General features: G+C 45.3%; 17 protein-coding genes and 1 pseudogene. 3 read left to right on the top strand and 15 right to left on the bottom strand.

Annotation, left to right across the window (positions count from 1 at the left end):
• Nucleotides 1-15: 15 nt before the first annotated feature.
• Both GPK88_RS00865 and GPK88_RS00860 read right to left on the bottom strand, forming a co-directional pair.
• Nucleotides 16-717, bottom strand: coding sequence for a DNA alkylation repair protein (locus GPK88_RS00865; protein WP_118070056.1), 702 nt, complete (start codon nucleotides 715-717; stop codon nucleotides 16-18).
• Nucleotides 714-2,030 carry a Na+/H+ antiporter NhaC family protein gene (locus GPK88_RS00860; protein WP_252197650.1) on the bottom strand — a complete coding sequence of 439 codons (1,317 nt, stop codon included), beginning with the start codon at nucleotides 2,028-2,030 and terminating at the stop codon, nucleotides 714-716. The genes GPK88_RS00865 and GPK88_RS00860 overlap by 4 nt, the downstream gene beginning before the upstream one ends.
• Before the next feature lie 314 nt (nucleotides 2,031-2,344).
• Here GPK88_RS00860 and GPK88_RS00855 point away from each other — a divergent pair, with 314 nt between their 5' ends.
• Together GPK88_RS00855 and GPK88_RS00850 are read left to right on the top strand one after the other, a co-directional pair.
• Nucleotides 2,345-3,928 (top strand): glucose-6-phosphate isomerase, encoded by a 1,584-nt coding sequence (locus GPK88_RS00855; RefSeq protein ID WP_215707464.1) that lies wholly within the window; start codon nucleotides 2,345-2,347, stop codon nucleotides 3,926-3,928.
• Between the two features lie 88 nt (nucleotides 3,929-4,016).
• Nucleotides 4,017-4,847: a Cof-type HAD-IIB family hydrolase gene (locus tag GPK88_RS00850; protein WP_148446977.1), complete on the top strand. Its 831-nt coding sequence runs from the start codon at nucleotides 4,017-4,019 to the stop codon at nucleotides 4,845-4,847.
• A gap of 96 nt (nucleotides 4,848-4,943) precedes the next feature.
• Here GPK88_RS00850 and GPK88_RS00845 read toward each other — a convergent pair whose 3' ends face one another.
• The 8 genes and pseudogenes from GPK88_RS00845 to GPK88_RS00810 form a co-directional block, all read right to left on the bottom strand.
• Nucleotides 4,944-6,386, bottom strand: a complete 1,443-nt coding sequence (locus GPK88_RS00845; protein WP_148446978.1) for a DUF6935 domain-containing protein — start codon at nucleotides 6,384-6,386, stop codon at nucleotides 4,944-4,946.
• 286 nt (nucleotides 6,387-6,672) lie between these two features.
• The gene (locus GPK88_RS00840; protein WP_174087864.1) at nucleotides 6,673-7,929 is read right to left on the bottom strand and encodes a competence/damage-inducible protein A; all 1,257 of its coding nucleotides are present in this window, start codon (nucleotides 7,927-7,929) and stop codon (nucleotides 6,673-6,675) included.
• Between the two features lie 31 nt (nucleotides 7,930-7,960).
• Nucleotides 7,961-8,500 carry a CDP-diacylglycerol--glycerol-3-phosphate 3-phosphatidyltransferase gene (gene pgsA, locus GPK88_RS00835; RefSeq protein WP_015525184.1) on the bottom strand — a complete coding sequence of 180 codons (540 nt, stop codon included), beginning with the start codon at nucleotides 8,498-8,500 and terminating at the stop codon, nucleotides 7,961-7,963.
• Complete coding sequence (gene rimO, locus GPK88_RS00830; protein ID WP_215707463.1) at nucleotides 8,484-9,821, bottom strand: 30S ribosomal protein S12 methylthiotransferase RimO; 1,338 nt, start codon at nucleotides 9,819-9,821, stop codon at nucleotides 8,484-8,486. Before rimO ends, pgsA begins: the two co-directional genes overlap by 17 nt.
• Nucleotides 9,822-9,921: 100 nt before the next feature.
• A pseudogene (gene rpoZ, locus GPK88_RS00825) lies at nucleotides 9,922-10,176 on the bottom strand (DNA-directed RNA polymerase subunit omega); the annotation flags it as partial.
• A gap of 53 nt (nucleotides 10,177-10,229) precedes the next feature.
• Nucleotides 10,230-10,850 carry a guanylate kinase gene (gmk, locus tag GPK88_RS00820; RefSeq protein ID WP_148446983.1) on the bottom strand — a complete coding sequence of 207 codons (621 nt, stop codon included), beginning with the start codon at nucleotides 10,848-10,850 and terminating at the stop codon, nucleotides 10,230-10,232.
• A complete protein-coding gene (locus GPK88_RS00815; protein ID WP_148446984.1) occupies nucleotides 10,843-11,115 on the bottom strand; it encodes an extracellular matrix/biofilm biosynthesis regulator RemA family protein in 273 nt (90 codons plus the stop codon). Before GPK88_RS00815 ends, gmk begins: the two co-directional genes overlap by 8 nt.
• Before the next feature lie 44 nt (nucleotides 11,116-11,159).
• Nucleotides 11,160-12,038: a YicC/YloC family endoribonuclease gene (locus GPK88_RS00810; protein ID WP_215707462.1), complete on the bottom strand. Its 879-nt coding sequence runs from the start codon at nucleotides 12,036-12,038 to the stop codon at nucleotides 11,160-11,162.
• Nucleotides 12,039-12,188: 150 nt separating this feature from the next.
• On the opposite strand from GPK88_RS00810, the gene GPK88_RS00805 reads away from it, so the two are divergent.
• Nucleotides 12,189-13,940, top strand: coding sequence for an Rqc2 family fibronectin-binding protein (locus tag GPK88_RS00805; RefSeq protein ID WP_173771511.1), 1,752 nt, complete (start codon nucleotides 12,189-12,191; stop codon nucleotides 13,938-13,940).
• A 184-nt stretch (nucleotides 13,941-14,124) separates the two neighbouring features.
• On the opposite strand, the gene GPK88_RS00800 is transcribed toward GPK88_RS00805, so the two are convergent.
• The 5 genes from GPK88_RS00800 to GPK88_RS00780 form a co-directional block, all read right to left on the bottom strand.
• Nucleotides 14,125-15,363 (bottom strand): AGE family epimerase/isomerase, encoded by a 1,239-nt coding sequence (locus tag GPK88_RS00800; RefSeq protein ID WP_215707461.1) that lies wholly within the window; start codon nucleotides 15,361-15,363, stop codon nucleotides 14,125-14,127.
• A 168-nt stretch (nucleotides 15,364-15,531) separates the two neighbouring features.
• Nucleotides 15,532-15,735 (bottom strand): hypothetical protein, encoded by a 204-nt coding sequence (locus tag GPK88_RS00795; protein WP_021978076.1) that lies wholly within the window; start codon nucleotides 15,733-15,735, stop codon nucleotides 15,532-15,534.
• Nucleotides 15,736-15,882: 147 nt separating this feature from the next.
• Nucleotides 15,883-17,169: a chloride channel protein gene (locus GPK88_RS00790; protein ID WP_148446988.1), complete on the bottom strand. Its 1,287-nt coding sequence runs from the start codon at nucleotides 17,167-17,169 to the stop codon at nucleotides 15,883-15,885.
• Nucleotides 17,170-17,247: 78 nt separating this feature from the next.
• Nucleotides 17,248-17,904, bottom strand: a complete 657-nt coding sequence (locus GPK88_RS00785) for a TVP38/TMEM64 family protein (protein ID WP_195566306.1) — start codon at nucleotides 17,902-17,904, stop codon at nucleotides 17,248-17,250.
• Between the two features lie 91 nt (nucleotides 17,905-17,995).
• Nucleotides 17,996-19,357, bottom strand: a complete 1,362-nt coding sequence (locus tag GPK88_RS00780) for a radical SAM/SPASM domain-containing protein (RefSeq protein WP_148446990.1) — start codon at nucleotides 19,355-19,357, stop codon at nucleotides 17,996-17,998.
• Nucleotides 19,358-19,686 lie beyond the last annotated feature (329 nt).

Raw genomic sequence — 19,686 nt, 5'->3', positions numbered from 1 at the left:
CCCTTACTTTACCGTTCATTTCTTTATCCGCAGTGTCCTTAAATATTCCTTCTGCTCCGATGTAATCCGGTAACTTTCAATGGCCTTCTGTATCGTCTTGTTATGAGTCCAGACATCCATCTGACGCTTTTCCAGGAAAGGAAGAACGTTCTCATACTGTTTTGCCAGAGCTGTGGCAAAATACCAGGCACGCATCATATTTACATAATATTCTTCCGACCGGATCGCTGCTACTTTTTCAGGATATTCTGTTTTAAATTCTTCATCCAGATAATGGCGCATCAGCATACTGATCCCAAACCGGATGGTATACGGCTGATCCGATTCTATCCAGCGAAAAACTTCCCGGATAAATATATCCCTGTGTTTTTTCATCATATGGAGCGCCAGCAGATCACAGGTTGCCCAGTTATCAATAAACGGGAGAAAACGCTCCAGTTCTTCCAGACATTTATCATAGTCTCTGATCTGTTCGATCAGCAGTCCATGGAGATTATTTTCCTCATAATACTGATGAGGTAAAACCTTCAGGAACAATTCAGATTCTTCTGTTTTTCCAAACTCTTTTGCAAATTTCCGGAGTATCGGTGTCCGGATACCGATGATCTTTTCTTTCTCCACAGTCGGAATCAGCCTTGCATGAAAATCCCGATATCCTGTATCCTGCATTTCGAACAGTCTTTTCCGAACGTCCCGGATCATCTCTTCCTGATTCATTTATCATCCCCGCCTTTTACACCAAAGATCGCGATCAGAGAACTTACAAGCAGAAGCATGGGATAAAACAGTTTCGGCATGATCTGAAAAGCAGAAAGCTCAAATCCCAGTTCCTTTGCCGCAGAAATGGCAACCAGCATCTGGGCTCCATACGGGATCACCCCCTGGAAAATACAGGAAAATGTATCCAGGATAGAAGCTGTCTTTCTGGAAGTGATCTTATATTCCAGCGCCATTTCCTTTGCAATGGGGTTGGCCATAACAATGGCTACCGTATTATTGGCTGTTGCGATATCCATGGCTCCAACCAGAAGTCCCATACCGAGAAGTCCGCCCTTTTTCCCTTTAAAAACTCTCTGTATTCCGGAGAGCAGTGCTTCAAAGCCTCCATGCTCACGGATCAGCGCACACATGGCTGCTACAAGGATAGCCACCATGCAGGTCTCGAACATTCCGGAAACGCCGGAGCCGATATTAGTCAGGAGCTCCACAGGTGCGATATGTCCTCCAAGAAGCATGATAAATGCTCCGGAGACAATTCCGATCAGAAGTACCACAAATACATTGATGCCGATGATCCCGCCGATCAGAACCAGAACATACGGAAAGATCTGTATAAGATGATAATCCTGTACCACTCTTCCCTGGATCTCTGTCTGAAAAGACAGGATAAGGATCAGGATCAGTGTAACAACAGCTGCCGGAAATGCGATCCAGAAATTTTCCCGGAATTTATCCTTCATCTGACAGCCCTGACCGTTGCAGGCCGCGATCGTGGTATCAGAAATAAAAGAAAGGTTGTCACCGAACATGGCTCCTCCCATCACCGACGCCACACAAAATGCCATATCAAAACCGGAGGCTTTGGAAACCGCTACCGCAATAGGGGTAAGAAGCGTGATAGTCCCAACGGAGGTTCCCATCGCCACAGATACAAAGCAGGCAACTACAAACAGTACCGCAACGGAAAAACGTGCAGGTATCAGAGAAAGCATGCAGTAGGCCACACTTTCTGCACTGCTGCGCCCCACAACGCCCACAAAAGAGCCTGCTGTCAGAAAGATCAGAAGCATGGTGATGATATTTTTATCTCCTACTCCTTTTGCCATAAGCTCCAGCTTTCTGTCAAAGCTGATCATTCTGTTCTGAACACATGCCACCAGGATCGCAGCCAGAAAAGCCACAACGATCGGTACATTATAAAATCCCATGGGGATCTCCATCACATACTCGAACAATATTCCCAGTCCCAGATACAGGACCAGAAAAACACCGATAGGCAGCAGTGCGATCACATTTCCTTTTTTCTTCATTTCCTCCATAAAACAATTCCCTTCATCACTTATTATATTCCCGGCTTTTTTCTCCGGGTGATCTGTTTTCTATCATATCATATTTCCCTATTCCTGTCCTGCTGCTGACGGAAACTTCTTCATATTTCCGGCACGATCCTGTTATCTCTGATATTTTTTACCTTATTTAACAAGATTTTCATTAATTAAATCATTCCTTCCGTTGAAATCCGGAGCTTTTTTCAGTATAATTGGCTGTAGACAATTGTGAAAAAGATATCCGAAGGATTTATGGTGATATCTCTGATCACAGTCATTAAAGGAGGAATATGATTATGGCAACATGGAAAAATCTGGACACTCTTGCTTCTTACAGCACACTTAACGGTCTGAAAGATCACGTGAACATTGCAGAGGCAATGTCCGGCGAGCAGGGTGCAGAACGTGTAAAGAAGTACAGCGTACCGATGGCAGCAGGTCTGGCTTACAATTACGCAGCTAAGGAAGTGGACGAGACCGTTCTTGACGCACTTTCCAAACTGGCTGATGAAGCAGAACTGATTGAGAAATTCCAGGAATTATACAACGGCGCAGTGATCAACACAGGTGAAAAACGTATGGTCCTTCATCATCTTGCACGTACACAGCTTGGTGATCCTGTTGTTGTTGACGGTGTAGACAAGCGAGAATTCTATGTAGCTCAGCAGAAGAAAGCTGCAGATTTTGCAAACAAAGTACATGCAGGAGAGATCACAAACGAAGCCGGTGAGAAATTCACTACGGTTGTACAGATCGGTATCGGCGGAAGTGACCTGGGACCGCGTGCATTATATATCGCACTTGAGAACTGGGCAAAGGCAAACAACACCTTCAAGATGGAAGCAAAATTCATCAGCAACGTTGACCCGGATGATGCAGCTGCTGTTCTTGCATCTGTAGATCTTGCTCACTCCCTTTTCATCGTTGTATCCAAATCCGGTACAACACTTGAAACTCTGACAAATGAGGCATTCGTAAAAGACGCCCTTACAAAAGCGGGCCTGAACCCGTCCAGACATATGCTTGCTGTAACCAGCGAGACTTCTCCTCTTGCAAAGAGTGATGAGTACCTTACCGCTATTTTCATGGACGACTATATCGGCGGACGTTACTCTTCTGTTTCCGGCGTAGGCGGAGCGATCCTTTCCCTTGCATTCGGACCGGAAGTATTCGCAGACATCCTTGACGGAGCTGCCGAGGAGGATAAGCTTGCAACAAATAAGAACATTCTTGAGAACCCGGATATGCTGGATGCCCTGATCGGCGTTTATGAGAGAAACGTACAGGGATATCCTTCTACAGCAGTTTTACCATACTCCCAGGCATTAAGCCGCTTCCCTGCACATCTTCAGCAGTGTGACATGGAGTCCAACGGTAAATCTGTAAACCGTTTCGGTGAGCCGGTGGATTATGTAACCGGACCGGTGATCTTCGGCGAGCCAGGAACCAACGGACAGCACTCTTTCTACCAGCTGCTGCACCAGGGAACCAACATTGTTCCGCTTCAGTTCATCGGCTTCAAGAAGAGCCAGCTTGGCGTTGATGTTGATATCGAGAACAGCACAAGCCAGCAGAAACTCTGTGCAAACGTTGCAGCACAGATCGTTGCTTTTGCATGTGGTAAGAAAGATGAGAACCTGAACAAAAACTTCAAGGGCGGACGTCCTTCCAGCATCATTGTTGGTGAGGAACTTACACCGAAGTCTCTGGGTGCTCTTCTTGCACACTTTGAGAACAAGATCATGTTCCAGGGCTTTGTCTGGAACCTGAACAGCTTTGACCAGGAAGGTGTACAGCTTGGTAAAGTTCTTGCAAAACGTGTTCTTGCTCATGACACAGACGGAGCACTGAAAGTTTATAGCGATCTTCTGAACATCTGATAAACAGATTTTTACCGTCCTGGAGAACTTTTTCTTTCAGGACGGTTTTTCTGTCTTTCTATCTATCACGGAAAGGAATTTCATAAACATGCAGCAGATAAAAATGATCGGCCTGGATCTGGACGGCACTCTTCTGAATACCAAAAAAGAGCTTACAGACCATACCCGTCGTGTCCTTGCGGAGGCTATTAATGCAGGTATCCTGGTTCTTATGGCAACCGGCCGCCCCTTTACAGGCATTCCCGAAGAGCTTCGTACTTTTCCGGGTATCCACTATGCCTTAACTTCCAATGGAGCCCGGGTTCTGGATACCGATCACAACAAAATCTTAATTGAACAGCTTCTTCCCATGGAAAGTGCCAAAAAAGCTCTCCGAATCTTTGAGAAATATGATACATTAAGTGAGATTTATTTTGACGGCCAGGGATATGCGGACGCTGCCAAACTTGACAATGTGGGAAAATATCATCACGATCCCAATATGTGGAATTATGTACGCACTACCCGTATCGCCGTTCCGGATATCTGGGATGTTATTGCAAAAGAAAACAGAAACATGGATAAAGTCCAGGCACTTTTTGCAAATATGGACGAGCGTGCCGCTGCCTGGAAGGAATTAAGTGAACTTAAAGAGCTGGAACTGGTAGGCTCTTTAAGCTACAATATTGAGATCAACGCCGCAGGTGTCAACAAAGGAACTGCTCTTGTCGCTCTTGGCAAAATGCTGGGGATCCCAAGAGAATCCATCATGGCATGCGGAGACGGCGACAACGATGTCCATCTTCTCCGGGAAGTTGGTTTTGGCGTAGCCATGGCTAATGCACAGCCCCAGGTGAAGGAAGCAGCCGATTATATTACTGCTTCCAATGACGAAGACGGCGTAGCATGCGCCATTGAAAAGTTTGCACTGCACCAATGAGATATTCTATTATGTATGTCAAAAAGGAACCGACAGTTTTTACGCTGTCGGTTCCTTTTTTAGAATGGGATTGAATAGCGGTACATTCACATTCGATCAATATTCATAGTTTCCTGCCGGCTGTTTGATCCTGGTAAGAAGATCATGCCAGGACTGATCCCAGATATACCATTTTCCGGTTTTGGAGTGCTTATATGTACAGATCCATCTGGAACTGTCACTGCCTGCAAAATCAGTAAATGATCTGTAGATCGCAGGAGTGGTCTGGGTCGGTTCAAAATACGGGATATCTTCACTGATGGAATTTCCTTTACCCGGAAGTGTGTCCTGTCTTAACGTAATGGAAATCGGTTTAGACGGAGTATAATTGTTGGCCGGAGTTGCTCCATTCAGGTAAGAATTGCCAAGATATTTATATCCGTTATCCGCTTTCATACGATCCCTCAAAAAGTTTTTGTAATACTGGGTCATCTCTTTATTATTGAGATAAGAAATCATCTCCTCGCAGTCCGTCGGATTGGTCGGTGTCCAGGTACGATATGCAAGGATCAGAAAAGCCATGGTCTTATAGCGGCTGTCTGCCGTTGTGATATCATACTGTTTCAGCTCCTCCGCATTGGTCGGGATCGTGGTAAAGGTGTAAGTATAGGTATTTATCGTTACATCAATGACTTCCTTCTGTCCTTTATCATTGGTGATCTCTTTTTTTGCAGATTTAGTTCCTTTTGTAAGAACCGGCTCCACCTGTTTCTTTACTGTCTGTGTCACGTGGACAGTACAGCTGCCTCGCCAGGTACTCTTATCCCGGACCTGGATCTTTGTTGTTCCCACATTCACTGCCGTTACTTTGCCTTTACTGTCTACAGTTGCAACAGATGTATCATCACTGGTCCATACAAGAATCTCTTTATAATTCTTTACCTGAAGCTGTCTCACATCACCTTTATTCATATTTAAGGTGGTGGCACTTAAAGATGGTTTCGGCACCGGTGTAGGTGTCGGCTTCGGTTTCTGCGCTGCTTTTACTGTAACCTTACAGTTAAATTTCTTAGTATTTGCCTTCGCTGTGATCACTGCCGTTCCTTTTTTCACTGCGGTGATCTTTCCTTTGGAATCCACACGTGCGACCTTAGGATTAGAAGAAGAATATTTCACCTTCACAGTTGTTCCTGTCAGTTTAATGGCACTGGAATTCTTTTCTGTTAATGTCAGCGATGTCCTGCTGAGCTTTGGTGTCTCTACCTTTACAACACATTTGTATGTTTTTTTGCTTACCTTTGCATAGATCGTTGCGGAGCCTTTATTTTTTGCAACCACCTGGCCTTTGCTGTTTACGGTTGCAACGCTCTTTTTGGAAGATCTCCAGGCAACCTTCTGTCTGGTTCCGGTAACCTTAAGTGTTGTCTTCTCACCTTTTAAAAGAGTTACTTTTGTTCTGTTCAGTTTTGGTGCGGCGCTGACAGTCACACTTCCAAATGCCATCGTAAAAACAAGGCTGATCAGCAGCATAAAACATAACAGATTTTTTTTCTTTTTCATTCTGATTTCCCCCTTTCCGGTAAAACGTATATTTACGTCATATATTGCTTTAATCACATTTTAGAGGAAATCCCTGACAAAAACACTAGCACTTATGATAGTATCATTATAAACATTTATATTCTTTCGTCGTCCATACCGGGCTTATTGTCAGGAAACCAAAATAAAACAGGACTGATTTTTGATACAGATACTTGAAATCAAAAGTTTCATCTGTTCAAAAATCAGTCCTGTTTATAAAAAAATATTATGTTGATCTGTAACACCAGGCCGATAAAGGCATTCGCTATTTGCCCATAATGATACAGTCACGTAACATCGCCAGTGCATGCGCTGTAGTCTGCTCGCGGATCCGCATGCGGTTTCCTGTAAAGTGGAACTCTTTGGCAATAGCCTTGCCCTTATAGCAGCAGCCCATAAATACAGTACCAACCGGAGTTTCCTTTGTTCCGCCTCCCGGTCCTGCCAGACCCGTCACGGAAATACTGATGTCTGCTCCGGATGCTTTGCAGGCGCCCTTTGCCATTTCTCTGGCACATTTGGCGGAAACTGCCCCCTGCTCCTTCAGAGTACGCTTCTTCACTCCCAGACATTTATGCTTGGCCTTGTTACTGTAGGTCACAAAGCCATAGCCAAACACCTCAGACGCACCGGATACATTGACAATGCGCTGGGCGATCATACCGCCGGTAAGCGATTCCGCCAGGGAAAGCTTCAGATCTTTCTCTTTCAGAAGATCGATCACCGCTTCCTCCAGTGTCTTGCTCTCATCTGTGGCGAAAACATTCTCTCCAAAACGCTTCTTTAGCTCCTTGACAACCGGTTTGATCAGCTTTCTACAGGCCTTTTCATTCTCTGCGCTTGCTGTCACACGAAGATGCACTTCACCGGTTTTTGCATAAGGTGCAATGGTAGGATTGGTCTGGCTTTCGATCAGATCCTGGATTTCCTCTGCTACCTGACTCTCACCGATCCCGCTGATCTTTACCATCTGGGACACAATGATCTCCGGCTGGTTTTTCTGCAGATATGGGACAACGTACTCCTCGAACATGGGCTTCAGCTCATTGGGAGGTCCCGGAAGAAGGATCGCGGTTTTTCCTTTTTTTTCAAGGATCAGTCCCGGAGCAGTTCCGTTATGATTATCAAGAACAATGGCTCCCTCAGGGACCATGGCCTGTTTGTAGTTGTTCTTCGTGATACGTCTCTGAGGATTGTTTTTCTCATATTCCTTCAGATATTTATCGATCAGTTTCCTTGAGTGGGAATCTTCCTTAAGCGGCATTCCCATCAGATCAGCAGTTACTTCCTTGGTGATATCATCCTCTGTTGGTCCAAGGCCTCCGGTCAGGATCACAACATCGGAACGGTCCAGTGCGGTACGGATCACGTCACGCATACGGCCTTCATTATCCCCTACTACATCCTGATAGTAAACACTTAACCCAAGCAGGGCGCATTTTTCAGAAAGATAGGCACTGTTGGTATTTACGATATTTCCAAGAAGGATCTCGGTTCCTACAGATATCAGTTCTGTGATCATGGAAAGAAACTCCTTTCGTATACTCTGATCCCTACTCCTGCATGGAAAGGACCTTTCTGTTCTGCATGATATAAGTCAGCAGGGAGATAATGGTCAGTGCAACGGACAGCCAGATAAATATCTGTGTCAGCACTGCAAAAACGCCTCCAAAGTCCAGCATCAGAAGTATGATCATGATCATCTGGGAAACGGTTTTGAATTTTCCCCAGTAGTTTGCGGCAATGACAATTCCGTTCTCAGCTGCGATCAGACGGAAACCGCTGATGATAAATTCGCGTCCAATGATAATGATCACAACCCATGCCGGAAGCTTGTCAACCTCGATCATACAGATCATGGCAGAGCATACCAGAAGCTTGTCAGCCAGCGGATCCATAAATTTTCCAAAATTGGTTATCAGATTATATTTTCTGGCAAGATGACCGTCAAACCAGTCTGTCACACTTGCTGCGACAAAAATCGCAAGACAGATCCAGCGGTTTGCTTCTCCTCCCCAGCCTGTCAGTAAGAAAACTACAAGAAATGGTACAAGTATCATTCTTGCAACTGTAAGTTTATTCGGTGTATTCATCGCTCAGCACTCCTATCAAATCATACTCAAGCGCACCTGTCACACGTACCTTTGCAAAATCACCTGTCATAAGCAGTTCGCCTGTCTGAACGAAAATGTATCCGTCAACCTTCGGTGCATCCCCATAGGTACGTCCGATATAGGCACTTTCATCTGCAACTTTTCCTTCGATCATAACAAGAAGTTCCTGTCCGATACGGTCCTGGCCTCTGTCGTAAGAGATTTCCTGCTGAAGCTCCATCAGCTCGTCTCTGCGTTCTTCCTTCACTTCTTCCGGAACCTGGTCTGCCATCTCTGCTGCCGGGGTATTCTCCTCCGGAGAGTAAGTGAAGACACCGAGACGGTCAAATTCCATCTCATCTACGAACTCCTTCAGTTCTTCATGATCTTCCTCCGTCTCCCCCGGAAATCCGGTGATCAGAGTTGTACGCAGTACGATATCCGGAATCTCCTTACGGAGCTTTCCGATAATATCGATCAGTTCCTGTTTGGAAGTGCGGCGGCCCATTCTCTTAAGAATGCGGTCCGATGCGTGCTGGATCGGAATATCCAGATAATGACAGATCTTTTTCTCATCACGAATGGTTTCGATCAGTTCATCGTAAATCTCCTCCGGATAGCAGTAAAGGATGCGGATCCAACGGATACCTCTGATCTCACAGAGCTTCTTTAAAAGAATGTGAAGAGATTTTTTGCCGTAAAGGTCCTTTCCGTAAACGGTGGTCTCCTGTGCTACCAGGATCAGCTCTTTCACTCCCTGTTCAGCCATATCCTCTGCCTGGGCAATGAGGCGCTCCATGGGAACGCTTCGGAACTTGCCACGGAGTTTCGGGATGATACAGTAGGTACAGTGCTTGTCACAGCCTTCTGCGATCTTCAGATAACCGAAATGTCCGCCAGTGGTAAGGACACGTTTGCTTCCTGTATCCGGAAGATAATCAATATCACGGAACTCTTCGAAATGATTTCCGGCTACTGCTTCTTCCAGCGCCTTTACGATGTCTCCGTAAGATGTAGTTCCAAGGACAGCATCTACCTCCGGAACCTCCTCGATGATCTCCTTCTGATACCGCTGTGCCATGCATCCGGTAACAACCAGAGCATGGCAACTTCCTGTTTTCTTATATTCTGCCATCTCAAGAATGGTTTCCACACTCTCTTCTTTGGCATCCTTGATAAAACAGCAGGTATTGATCACAATGGCATCTGCCTGTGTCTCATCGTCTACGATCTCATGACCTCTGGCTGTGAGAAGTCCCAGCATCTCCTCAGAGTCTGCCAGGTTTTTATCACAGCCAAGAGAGATGAATAATATCTTCATACAGTTACTCCGCTTCTGTCTGAGCTGTCTCTGCAGTCTCAGTGTTCTCTGCGGTCTCACCTTCTGCTGCCTCAAGAGCCTCTTTCTCTGCTTCCAGAGCTTCGATCTCTTCCTCTTCTTCCTGTCCCGGAAGGATCTTTACTTTGCCTTTATAAAGCTCGTCAATGGCAACAGAAAGCGGTTTCTTGCCTGCTGCACCTGGTACAAGGGGCTCTGCTCCTGCAATCAGCTGACGTGCACGTTTGCTTGCTGCAAGTACAAGAGAATAACGGCTGTTCAGCACGAGAGCCTCATCGTCGTCCTCGTTATTTGTGTTGATAGCCTCAATTAATTCTGAATAAGATGGATGTATCATATCTTTTCTCCCTTCTGTAACGGCAGGGCCGTATTTAACTTGTTAATTGGTATTTATAAAAAAGCTTCCGCTTCTTTCTGAATTCTGGATACAAAATCATGGTTTCTGGATGCGCGCATACGCTCACATCGGATGGTTTCATGAAGTGTATCAACACATTCCTCCAGATCATCGTTGATCAGGAGATAATCGTATTTATCCATTCCCTTGGATTCTTCAACGGCTCTTCTGAGACGTCCGTTGATCACATCCAGAGTTTCTGTTCCGCGGCCTACCAGACGGTTTTTAAGCTCTTCCATAGATGGCGGGCAGACAAATACAAGCAGAGTATCCGGGAATTTCTCACGGATCTTCATGGCTCCCTGGATCTCGATCTCAAGGATCACATCTTTTCCTGCTGCAAGCTGTTCCTCCACATATTTACGAGGAGTACCATAATAATTCTCCACATACTGTGCGTATTCGATCAGTCCGTCTTCCCGGATCAGCTGTTCAAATTCTTCTTTTGTGCGGAAGAAATATGCCTCTCCGTCTTTCTCTCCTGGTCTTGGATTTCTGGTGGTAACAGAAACGGATAATGCATAATTGTCATATTTCTCCATCAGCCGTTTCATGACGGTGCCTTTTCCGGAACCGGAAAAGCCAGAAACAACAACTAAAATTCCCTTACTCATTTCCTTCCTCCCTCTCTTCCTCTCCGTAGGCTTCCGAAAATCTCTTGGCAATGGTTTCCGGCTGCAAAGCGGAAAGCACAAGATAATCATCGGAAGTAACGATCACTGCTTTTGTTTTTCTTCCCTGTGTGGCATCGATCAGGGTGCGGGTTCCCTTGACACTCTGTATCATGCGCTTCACAGGAGCGGCATCCGGACTTACCACAGCCACGATCTTGCGTGAATTGACAACATTTCCAAAGCCTACATTGATCAGTTTCGCCATTTCCGCTCTCCTTTTCTGTCTGTGTACAGTCTTTATCTGTCCGATTACTCGATATTCTGGATCTGCTCACGGATCTTCTCGATCTCTGTTTTCAGATCGATGGCCGCGTTGGATACGGTAAGATCATTGGATTTGGACAGGATGGTGTTCGCCTCGCGGTTCATCTCCTGTGACATGAAATCCATCTTACGTCCCACGCCTTCGTTCTCATCCAGGATCTTTCTCATTCCGTGGATGTGGCTCCGAAGACGTACCGTCTCCTCGTCATTGCAGATCTTATCTGAAAAAAGTATCACCTCTGCGGCGATCCTGGAATCATCGATCTGGTTATCCTCAAGAAGCTCATGCATCTTGGCTTCCAGCTTCTCTCTGTAAGCCTTTACAACTTCCGGCGAACGTTTCTCCACAATATCAACTTTCTCCTCCAGGCCGTTAAGCTTCTCCAGAAGATCCTGTTTCAGATTGGCGCCCTCACGCTCACGGGTTTCCACAAATTTCCGACATGCCTCATGAAGAGGTCCCTCCAGAAAGTTCCAGAGTTCTTCCTCATCCGAAGCCTGTTCCTCCATTGTAAACACATCCGGATATCTGGAAAGTGTGGAAACACGGATATCATTCTCGATCCCCAGTTCCTCACTCATCTGGTTTAAATAGCCCAGATATTCCTTTGCCAGCTCTGCGTTATATTTCAGAGCCATTCCGCCCATTGTATAGTCTTCATAGGTGATGAACACATCAACCTTGCCACGGCGGATATAGGTCTTCATCACATTTCGGATCTCTCCCTCAAAATAGCTGAGTCGCTTCGGCATTTTGATGTTCAGGTCCAGATATCTGTGATTGACGGATTTCAGCTCAACAGAAACCTTACGCTCCCTGGAAACTGCTTCTGCTCTGCCAAAGCCGGTCATACTTTTTATCATGTTATCCTCCAATACTGCCTCTTAAGTTTATCGGCTGCAGATAAATGCAGCCAATGATTGCATACAGATTTATTATAGTTCATTCCAAAACCCTAGTCAAACTCTTTTTTTACTGTTATAATAACTGATGTTGAAATGGAGGTAAAAATCATGGCATTTGACGGAATTACAGTCTCCGCCCTTGTGGCAGAGATCGATGATAATTTAAAAGGTGGACGTATCAACAAGATTGCCCAGCCGGAAAACGATGAACTTCTGATCACAGGAAAAGGCGCCAACGGACAGAAACGTCTTCTCTTAAGTGCAAGCGCATCTCTTCCTCTGATCTATTTTACAGATAAGAACCGTATCAGCCCTTTAACTGCACCCAACTTCTGTATGCTTCTTCGAAAGCATATCGGAAGCGCCCGAATCCTGGATGTAAAACAGCCGGGAATGGAGCGTGTGGTGGAATTTGAGCTGGAGCACCTCAATGAACTTGGCGACCCCTGCCGGAAGCGCCTGATCATGGAGCTGATGGGCAAACACAGCAACATCATCTTCTGCGATGAAAAAGGCATGATCCTGGACAGTATCAAACATGTCTCTTCCCATATGAGTTCTGTCCGTGAAGTCCTTCCAGGAAGAGAATATTTCATTCCAAATACCCGGGATAAAGAAAATCCGCTGACAGTTTCCGAGGAAGAATTTACCGGACATATCTGCAAAAAACCGGTAAACATTTCCAAAGCGCTTTATACTTCCCTCACCGGTATGAGCCCGGTAATGGCTGAGGAGATCTGCTACCGTGCATCTATTGACGGAAGTGATGCGGCACAGTCTCTGGATGAGACGGCCTGCACCCATCTTTACCACACCTTCCTCCGCCTGATGGAACAGATCCAGAACCGAGAGTTCACTCCGAATATTGTCTACCGCGGAGAAGAACCTGTGGAATACGGTGTCTTTCCTTATCAGCAGTTTGGCAGTGAATACCGCAGCGAAACTTTTGACAGTGTTTCTGCCATGCTGGAGACTTATTATGCTACCAAGAGTTTGCTGACAAGGATCCACCAGAAATCTTCCGATCTTCGTCGCGTAGTACAGACTGCTCTGGAACGTAACCGAAAAAAATATAACATCCAGAAAAAACAGCTGAACGATACTGCCAAGAAAGATAAATTCAAGGTTTACGGCGAATTGATCAACACCTACGGATACGGGCTTGAGGAGGGCTGCAAATCGTTTAAGGCTCTGAACTATTATACCAACGAGGAGATCACCATTCCACTTGATCCGACGCTGACTCCGGCACAGAATTCCAAAAAATATTTTGATAAATACGGAAAGCTGAAGCGTACCGAAGAAGCTGTCACAGAGCAGATCGCAGATACGGAAAGTGAGATCTCCCATCTGGAATCCATCTCCAATGCTCTGGATATTGCCAGATCTGAAAGTGACCTTTCCCAGATCAAGGAAGAGCTCACCGAGTACGGCTATATCAAACGTCACTACACCAACAAGAAAGGCCAGAAAGCCCAGCCGAAATCCAAGCCGCTCCACTACATATCCAGCGACGGTTTTGATATCTATGTGGGCAAAAACAATTTCCAGAATGATGAGCTGACTTTCAAGTTCGCAACTGGAAATGACTGGTGGTTCCATGCAAAAAAAATGGCCGGTTCACATGTGATCGTCCGCACCAAAGACGGGGAACTTCCGGATCGTACCTTTGAGGAGGCCGGACGTCTGGCTGCCTGGTATTCCAAAGGTCATTCTGCTCCTAAAGTAGAAATCGACTACATCCAGAAAAAACATGTAAAGAAGCCTGCAGGTGCAAAACCTGGTTTCGTTGTATATTATACCAACTATTCTCTGATGGCTTCTCCGGATATCTCGGATCTGAAAGAGGTTACAGAATAATAATTAATCAATAAAAAACCTTCCTGTGTTTTAGTATTTCTTCTGGCCAGGATACCTGCATCTATGTAAGTATCTGTCCTGAGAAATCTTTCTGTAAACACAGGAAGGTTTTTATTTTTGCAACAAACATTCGCATTCCACTTCGTTACATGCCCATAAGTGGAAATCACTTTATGATTTTTGTTCAGATTTCCAGTTTTTTCTTTACGGCAGGCGCAATGGATGTATCTGCCTTATGATACGGGATCAATGTGGACTGCAGCGCATGATACAGGTCGGATTTTCCCGGCCATACGGTTCCTTTCAGATGATTATGCTCGTCCAGCTGATGGAACCAGGAGCCATTCTCGTGATCCATGACCACTTCATCCAGATACTTCATGAATTCTGCATAGTCTTTCGCATATTTTTCCCTGCCGGTCACATGATAAAGAACCGCAGAAGTATTGATTGCCTCTGCAAGTGTCCAGTGCATACGGTCATGTACCACAGGTTTTCCCTGCCAGTCTGTTGTGTATACAATCCCCGGTGCACCATCTGCATCCCAGCCGTCTTTTATGGCTGTTGTATAAAGTTTCTCTGCTACCTGAAGATATTTTTCCAGTTTTTCTTTCTCTTCTCCACAGTTTGCAAGCGTCCACTGTGTGATCAGCCTTGCCCATTCGATTCCATGGCCTGGTGTCGCTCCATATGGCTTGAACGGATCATCCGGACGGTCGCGGTTGCAGTCAAGATCTGCCACCCATTCCTTTGTGAAATGTTCCGGAATCCTCCAGGAGTTATCCTCTGCCCAACGGATCACATGGTCAATGATCCTGCCTGCGCGGATGTGATATTTTTTGTCCCCGGTGACATCTCCTGCTGCCAAAAAAGCTTCCACAGTATGCATGTTTGCATTTAATCCCCGGTAATCGTCCAGCACGGTAAATTCTGTATTCCAGGTATCGCAGGCCAGTCCTTCCTCTTCATTCCAGAAATGCTGATCATAAACATCCAGCGCCTCCTCAAGGAGTTCTTTTGCCCCAGGCCTTCCTGCTGTCAGTGCGGAAGAAGCTGCCAGGATCACAAATGCATGGGCATAACACTGTTTGTTCGGCACAATGCCACCCTCCGGTGTCACTCCTGCATACCAGCCACCGTTTTTGTCATCGTGAAGTTCTCCCTTAAGGCCTTTCAGCGCCGCATCCACAAGCTCTCCGCTTCCCTCGTGGCCAAGCATCAGTCCCAGGCTGTATACATGTACCATACGGCAGGTGATCCAGGTTTCCCGGTTTCTGTCCTTCCATGGTGTTCCGTCATCCCCCAGATAGTAGGAACCTCCATTTGGAGAAGGAAACCTGTGTCCAAAATTCAGAAGATCCTCACAGGACGCTTTCAGGAATTCCCGGTTTTCATTTGTGTTGATCTCATATTTGCTGTTCATTTTAACCACCCCATCTGCTTTTTTCCTTAGGATACCATTCTTTTTCGGGGACTTCAATTCTTTTGGATCTTTTTGACAGATTGACGAAAAAAGGAGAATGCCATATACGCATTCTCCTCATATTCAGACTTCTTAATTCCATTACCGTAACGGTCACAGATATCCTCATTAATCTTCAAAACAGGTGATCACATAGCGGTCACTTTCTATGATCACATCAGAAACATTATCTCTGTCCCAGATCGCATCGCTGATGATATCTTTCAGCTTATCATCCATAACGATATTAAAATTCTCCTCGATCACCTGAAACGGAACTCCCTCATTCTCCTGTGCATACTCCATGATAAAATCAAGAATCTTCTCTTCCATACCTCAAAATCTGCCTTTCTGTAAATACTAACGTTTAATATATTACATCAGATTTCCGCAGATGTCCAGATATTTTCCAGCCATGTCCATGCAGTATTCCATAAGATATTATGCCAGTATACACACCCCTTTACATTTCGTTCTATATCAGAATCTGGTATGTCGGTTCACATATTTTGCTTTATATTTGGAGTACACAATGGTCTGATCCTTGTAAAGGCCATAATATCCCGATGCTGCATAGCTGATAGATACTGCGATCAGATAGAAGGATACTCCCTTAAATCCAAACATTTCAAAAGCGATCAGGATCGAAGTGATCGGACAGTTGGTCACACCGCAGAAAACTGCTGCCATTCCGCAGGCTGCACAGATCGACGGAGAAATTCCCATAAGATTACCCATCACACAGCCAAAGGTAGCTCCAATGCAGAAAGAAGGTACGATCTCTCCCCCGCGGAATCCTGCGCGCATAGTCAGTGCTGTAAGCACCATTTTCCAGAAAAAGGCGAAAGTATCCGCCTGTCCGTTTTCCACCGCTTTTTCAATAAGCTCCGCACCAGCGCCCATATATTCATCTGTTCTCAGAATAAAGGTGACAACAATGACCAGGCAGGCGCCCACTGCAACCCTGACATATTTATTCTTAAACCATCTGCCATAAAGTCCTGCTGCACCATTCAGCGCAATACAGAACATAATGCTGACAACTGCACAGCCCAGAGCGATCACTCCCATTTTCAGTCCAGTTTCCACAGTCAGTGCCGGAATATCCGTCACATGAAAACTTTCCGGTGTGACTCCCATTCCGGCTGCAAATCCGGAAGCGATCAATGACGCGATCATACACGGCATCAGTGCTGCATAATACATCACGCCCACACTGACCACTTCCAGCGCAAAAACTGCCGCTGCCATCGGTGTTCCAAACAATGCGGAAAACGCCGCGCTCATGCCGCACATGACAATTACATGACGGTCCTCCTCGTCCAGATGGATCCATCTTCCAAGCTGGTTGGCAATACTTCCTCCAAGCTGGATCGCTGCTCCCTCACGTCCCGCAGAACCACCGGTAAGATGAGTCAGCGCCGTTGTGATAAAGATCAGAGGCGCAGAAAGGATCGGCACATCATCTCTGGAACGCACGGTAGAAAGAACCTGATTGGTCCCTCCATCCTCTTTTCCAAGCTTCTCATACAAAAATACAATGACAAGTCCGGATAATGGCAGCAAAAGAAAAATCCATTCATGCGCCTTCCGGTAACTGGTCACTGCCTTCAACGTAAAAGAAAACAGTGTGCTGGCAGCACCTACGATACATCCTGTAATGACAGCAAGAACCAGCCACTTGATCAGATTTGAGATATCCCGGCTGATTCTTGCACCGTAATAATATAAATGTTCCTTTAATCTTTTGTTATGATCGATCCCCATGTTCCTTCCCTTCTTTTCTTTACTGTCTGCATTATACTACATTTTTCCTCTCAGTAAAAGCAGGAAGAGAAAGCCCTGTTATTTTTTCTTCCGGGAAATATGCCTGTGTATCAGGATCGAGAACACACTGATCATCACAAGAAGCACTGCAGAGAGCCAGAATGCCGGAGACTTCGGATTTTTGATATTTGCTCCAAATATTGTAGCGAGAATAACTCCCGGCAGCGTTCCAAGCACGCCACCTGCCATATAGGTTCCAAATGGGATCTTTTCTGCTCCGAGAAACAGACTCACAGCATCTCCCGGTAAAAAGTTCAATGTCCGCATAAAAAATGAAATATACAGGGAATTTCCGTTCTGGTAATCTACTACTGTTTTCAGTTTCGGATATTTAGCTGTAAGACTTTCCACCATGGATGCACCTGAGAAGCGTCCCATCCAATATGGAAGTGCCAATGTGACTGCTCTTCCCAAAAAGTTCACCAGAAGTGCTGTTCCTGTAGCAAACAGATGCCCTACAGCAAGCTGCAGGATCGCAATTGGAAATATAAAAGAGACACTTTTCACTGCATAAAGCCCAAGCATAAGTAATGCAGCCTTAACAGGTTCCTCCGGTGTATATCTTAAGATCCTTTCCACAGACAGATCCTCTCTATAACGGATACAGAAAAGGAGAAGCAAAAGAAGGAGCACCGCCGGCAGATATTTTCTGATGTTATCAATCATTTTTTTCATGGTCTGATCACTCCGTTTTCAAAAAAAGAGCACCGGCACCTGTTTCCGGTACCGTGCTCTTTCATAAGTTCTGCTTTTTTAAGTTTCAGGATCAGCAGACTTTCTTCACTGCCTTTCTCTCCTGGTCTTCCTTCCACATTTCCTCTGCTACCGGTTTCCAGTTTTCAGCATACCGGTCACATTTCGCACAGAGATGCTCTGCACTCTCCGGTGACTGAAGATCTGTGGAATGTGCTCCGGATTTTTCTACCATTTCTCTCAGCTTCTGCGGGTTTTCAAGCATCGGACATGGGCGGTACATATTGTCATTAAACGGCTGTCCGTCATGATATGCCATCATCATCGGAGACTGCAGTGCTTCCAGAAGTGTTTTCTCGCGGATATTGGAATCAGAATAATGGATAAACACACATGGATCGATATCGCCGTTTGCATTGATATGCAGATAGCGACGGCCGCCTGCAATACATCCTCCCACAAACTCTGCATCATTCTGGAAATCCATGGCAAACAACGGCTTTGTTGCACGGTATTTACGGATACGCTCATAGGTTTCTCTTCTCTGTGCAGGAGTAGGAAGCAACTCCGGTGCTGCATCATTTCCAACCGGCATATAATGGAAATACCAGATAAAGTACGCTCCAAGATCGATCAGGCTGTCGTAAAATGCCTCTGATGTGATAGACTCGAAATTTGCACTCGTATAACATGCAGAGATACCAAATACAAGTTTCTTCTCTCTGAGAAGATTGATGGCCTTGATAACCTTCTGGTATACACCATTTCCTCTTCTGCCATCTGTTGCAGTCTCAAATCCTTCCAGTGAAATTGCAGGAACAAAGTTTCCTACCCGAAGCATATCATTTGCAAAATCCTCATCGATCAGTGTGGCATTTGTGAAGGAAAGGAAGATACAGTCATTATGTTTCTCGCAAAGACGGATCAGATCCTTTTTTCTTACAAGTGGCTCTCCGCCTGTGTAAATATACATATAAACGCCAAGCTCCTTACCCTGGCGGATGATGTCATCGATCTCATCGTAGGTGAGGTTCAGCTTGTTTCCATACTCTGCTGCCCAGCATCCTGTACAGTGCAGGTTACATGCACTTGTTGGGTCAAGAAGGATCGCCCACGGGATATTACAGCCATATTTCTCACGGCATTCATCCTGTTTCTTCCAGCCTGCAAGATTTGCATTGATAAAGAAGTTTGCAACCAGAGTTTTCATAACATGCGGATCAATATCAGTTACCAATCTATGAATAAACGGATAATACGGATGTTCCGGATTAGAAATGGCTTCGCGGATCATTGCTCTCTGTGTAGGGAACCCGCCACCTGAAAATTTATCGGCCCAGTCCATGATCTTGATAAAGTTTTTATCCGGATCTTTATAAACATAGTTGAATGCCTGCTCAAGTCCGAATTTCTTAAGTGTGTTCATTGCGCTCATACTATCTCTCCTTATTTCTCTCAATGTAAATATGCAATCCAGCTAAACGGACATCTTCATTCCGTCACACTGCATTTCGAGTACCAAAGCTTTCTTACTATCTTTGCCTGACTCATGGTGTTACTGTACGTTTTTTCCATTTGAATAACAATAGACAATATAATTGGTATGACCAAAAACTAGGCAAATGTCACAAAATGCCTAAATATTATTGGCATTTATTCTAAATAACATTAGTTATTTTTGTGCATACTTACTTCACGATGTTTATCCATATAAAAAACACCCTGGCAAAGGCAGAAATATCTTCCGCCCTGCTTCGGGTGTTT

Origin of the sequence: Blautia sp. MCC269 (assembly GCF_018785655.1) — a bacterium.
Lineage (GTDB): Bacteria > Bacillota > Clostridia > Lachnospirales > Lachnospiraceae > Blautia_A.
The sequence above is the reverse complement of the archived record's forward strand: the minus strand, read 5'-3'. Positions and strand labels throughout refer to the sequence as shown.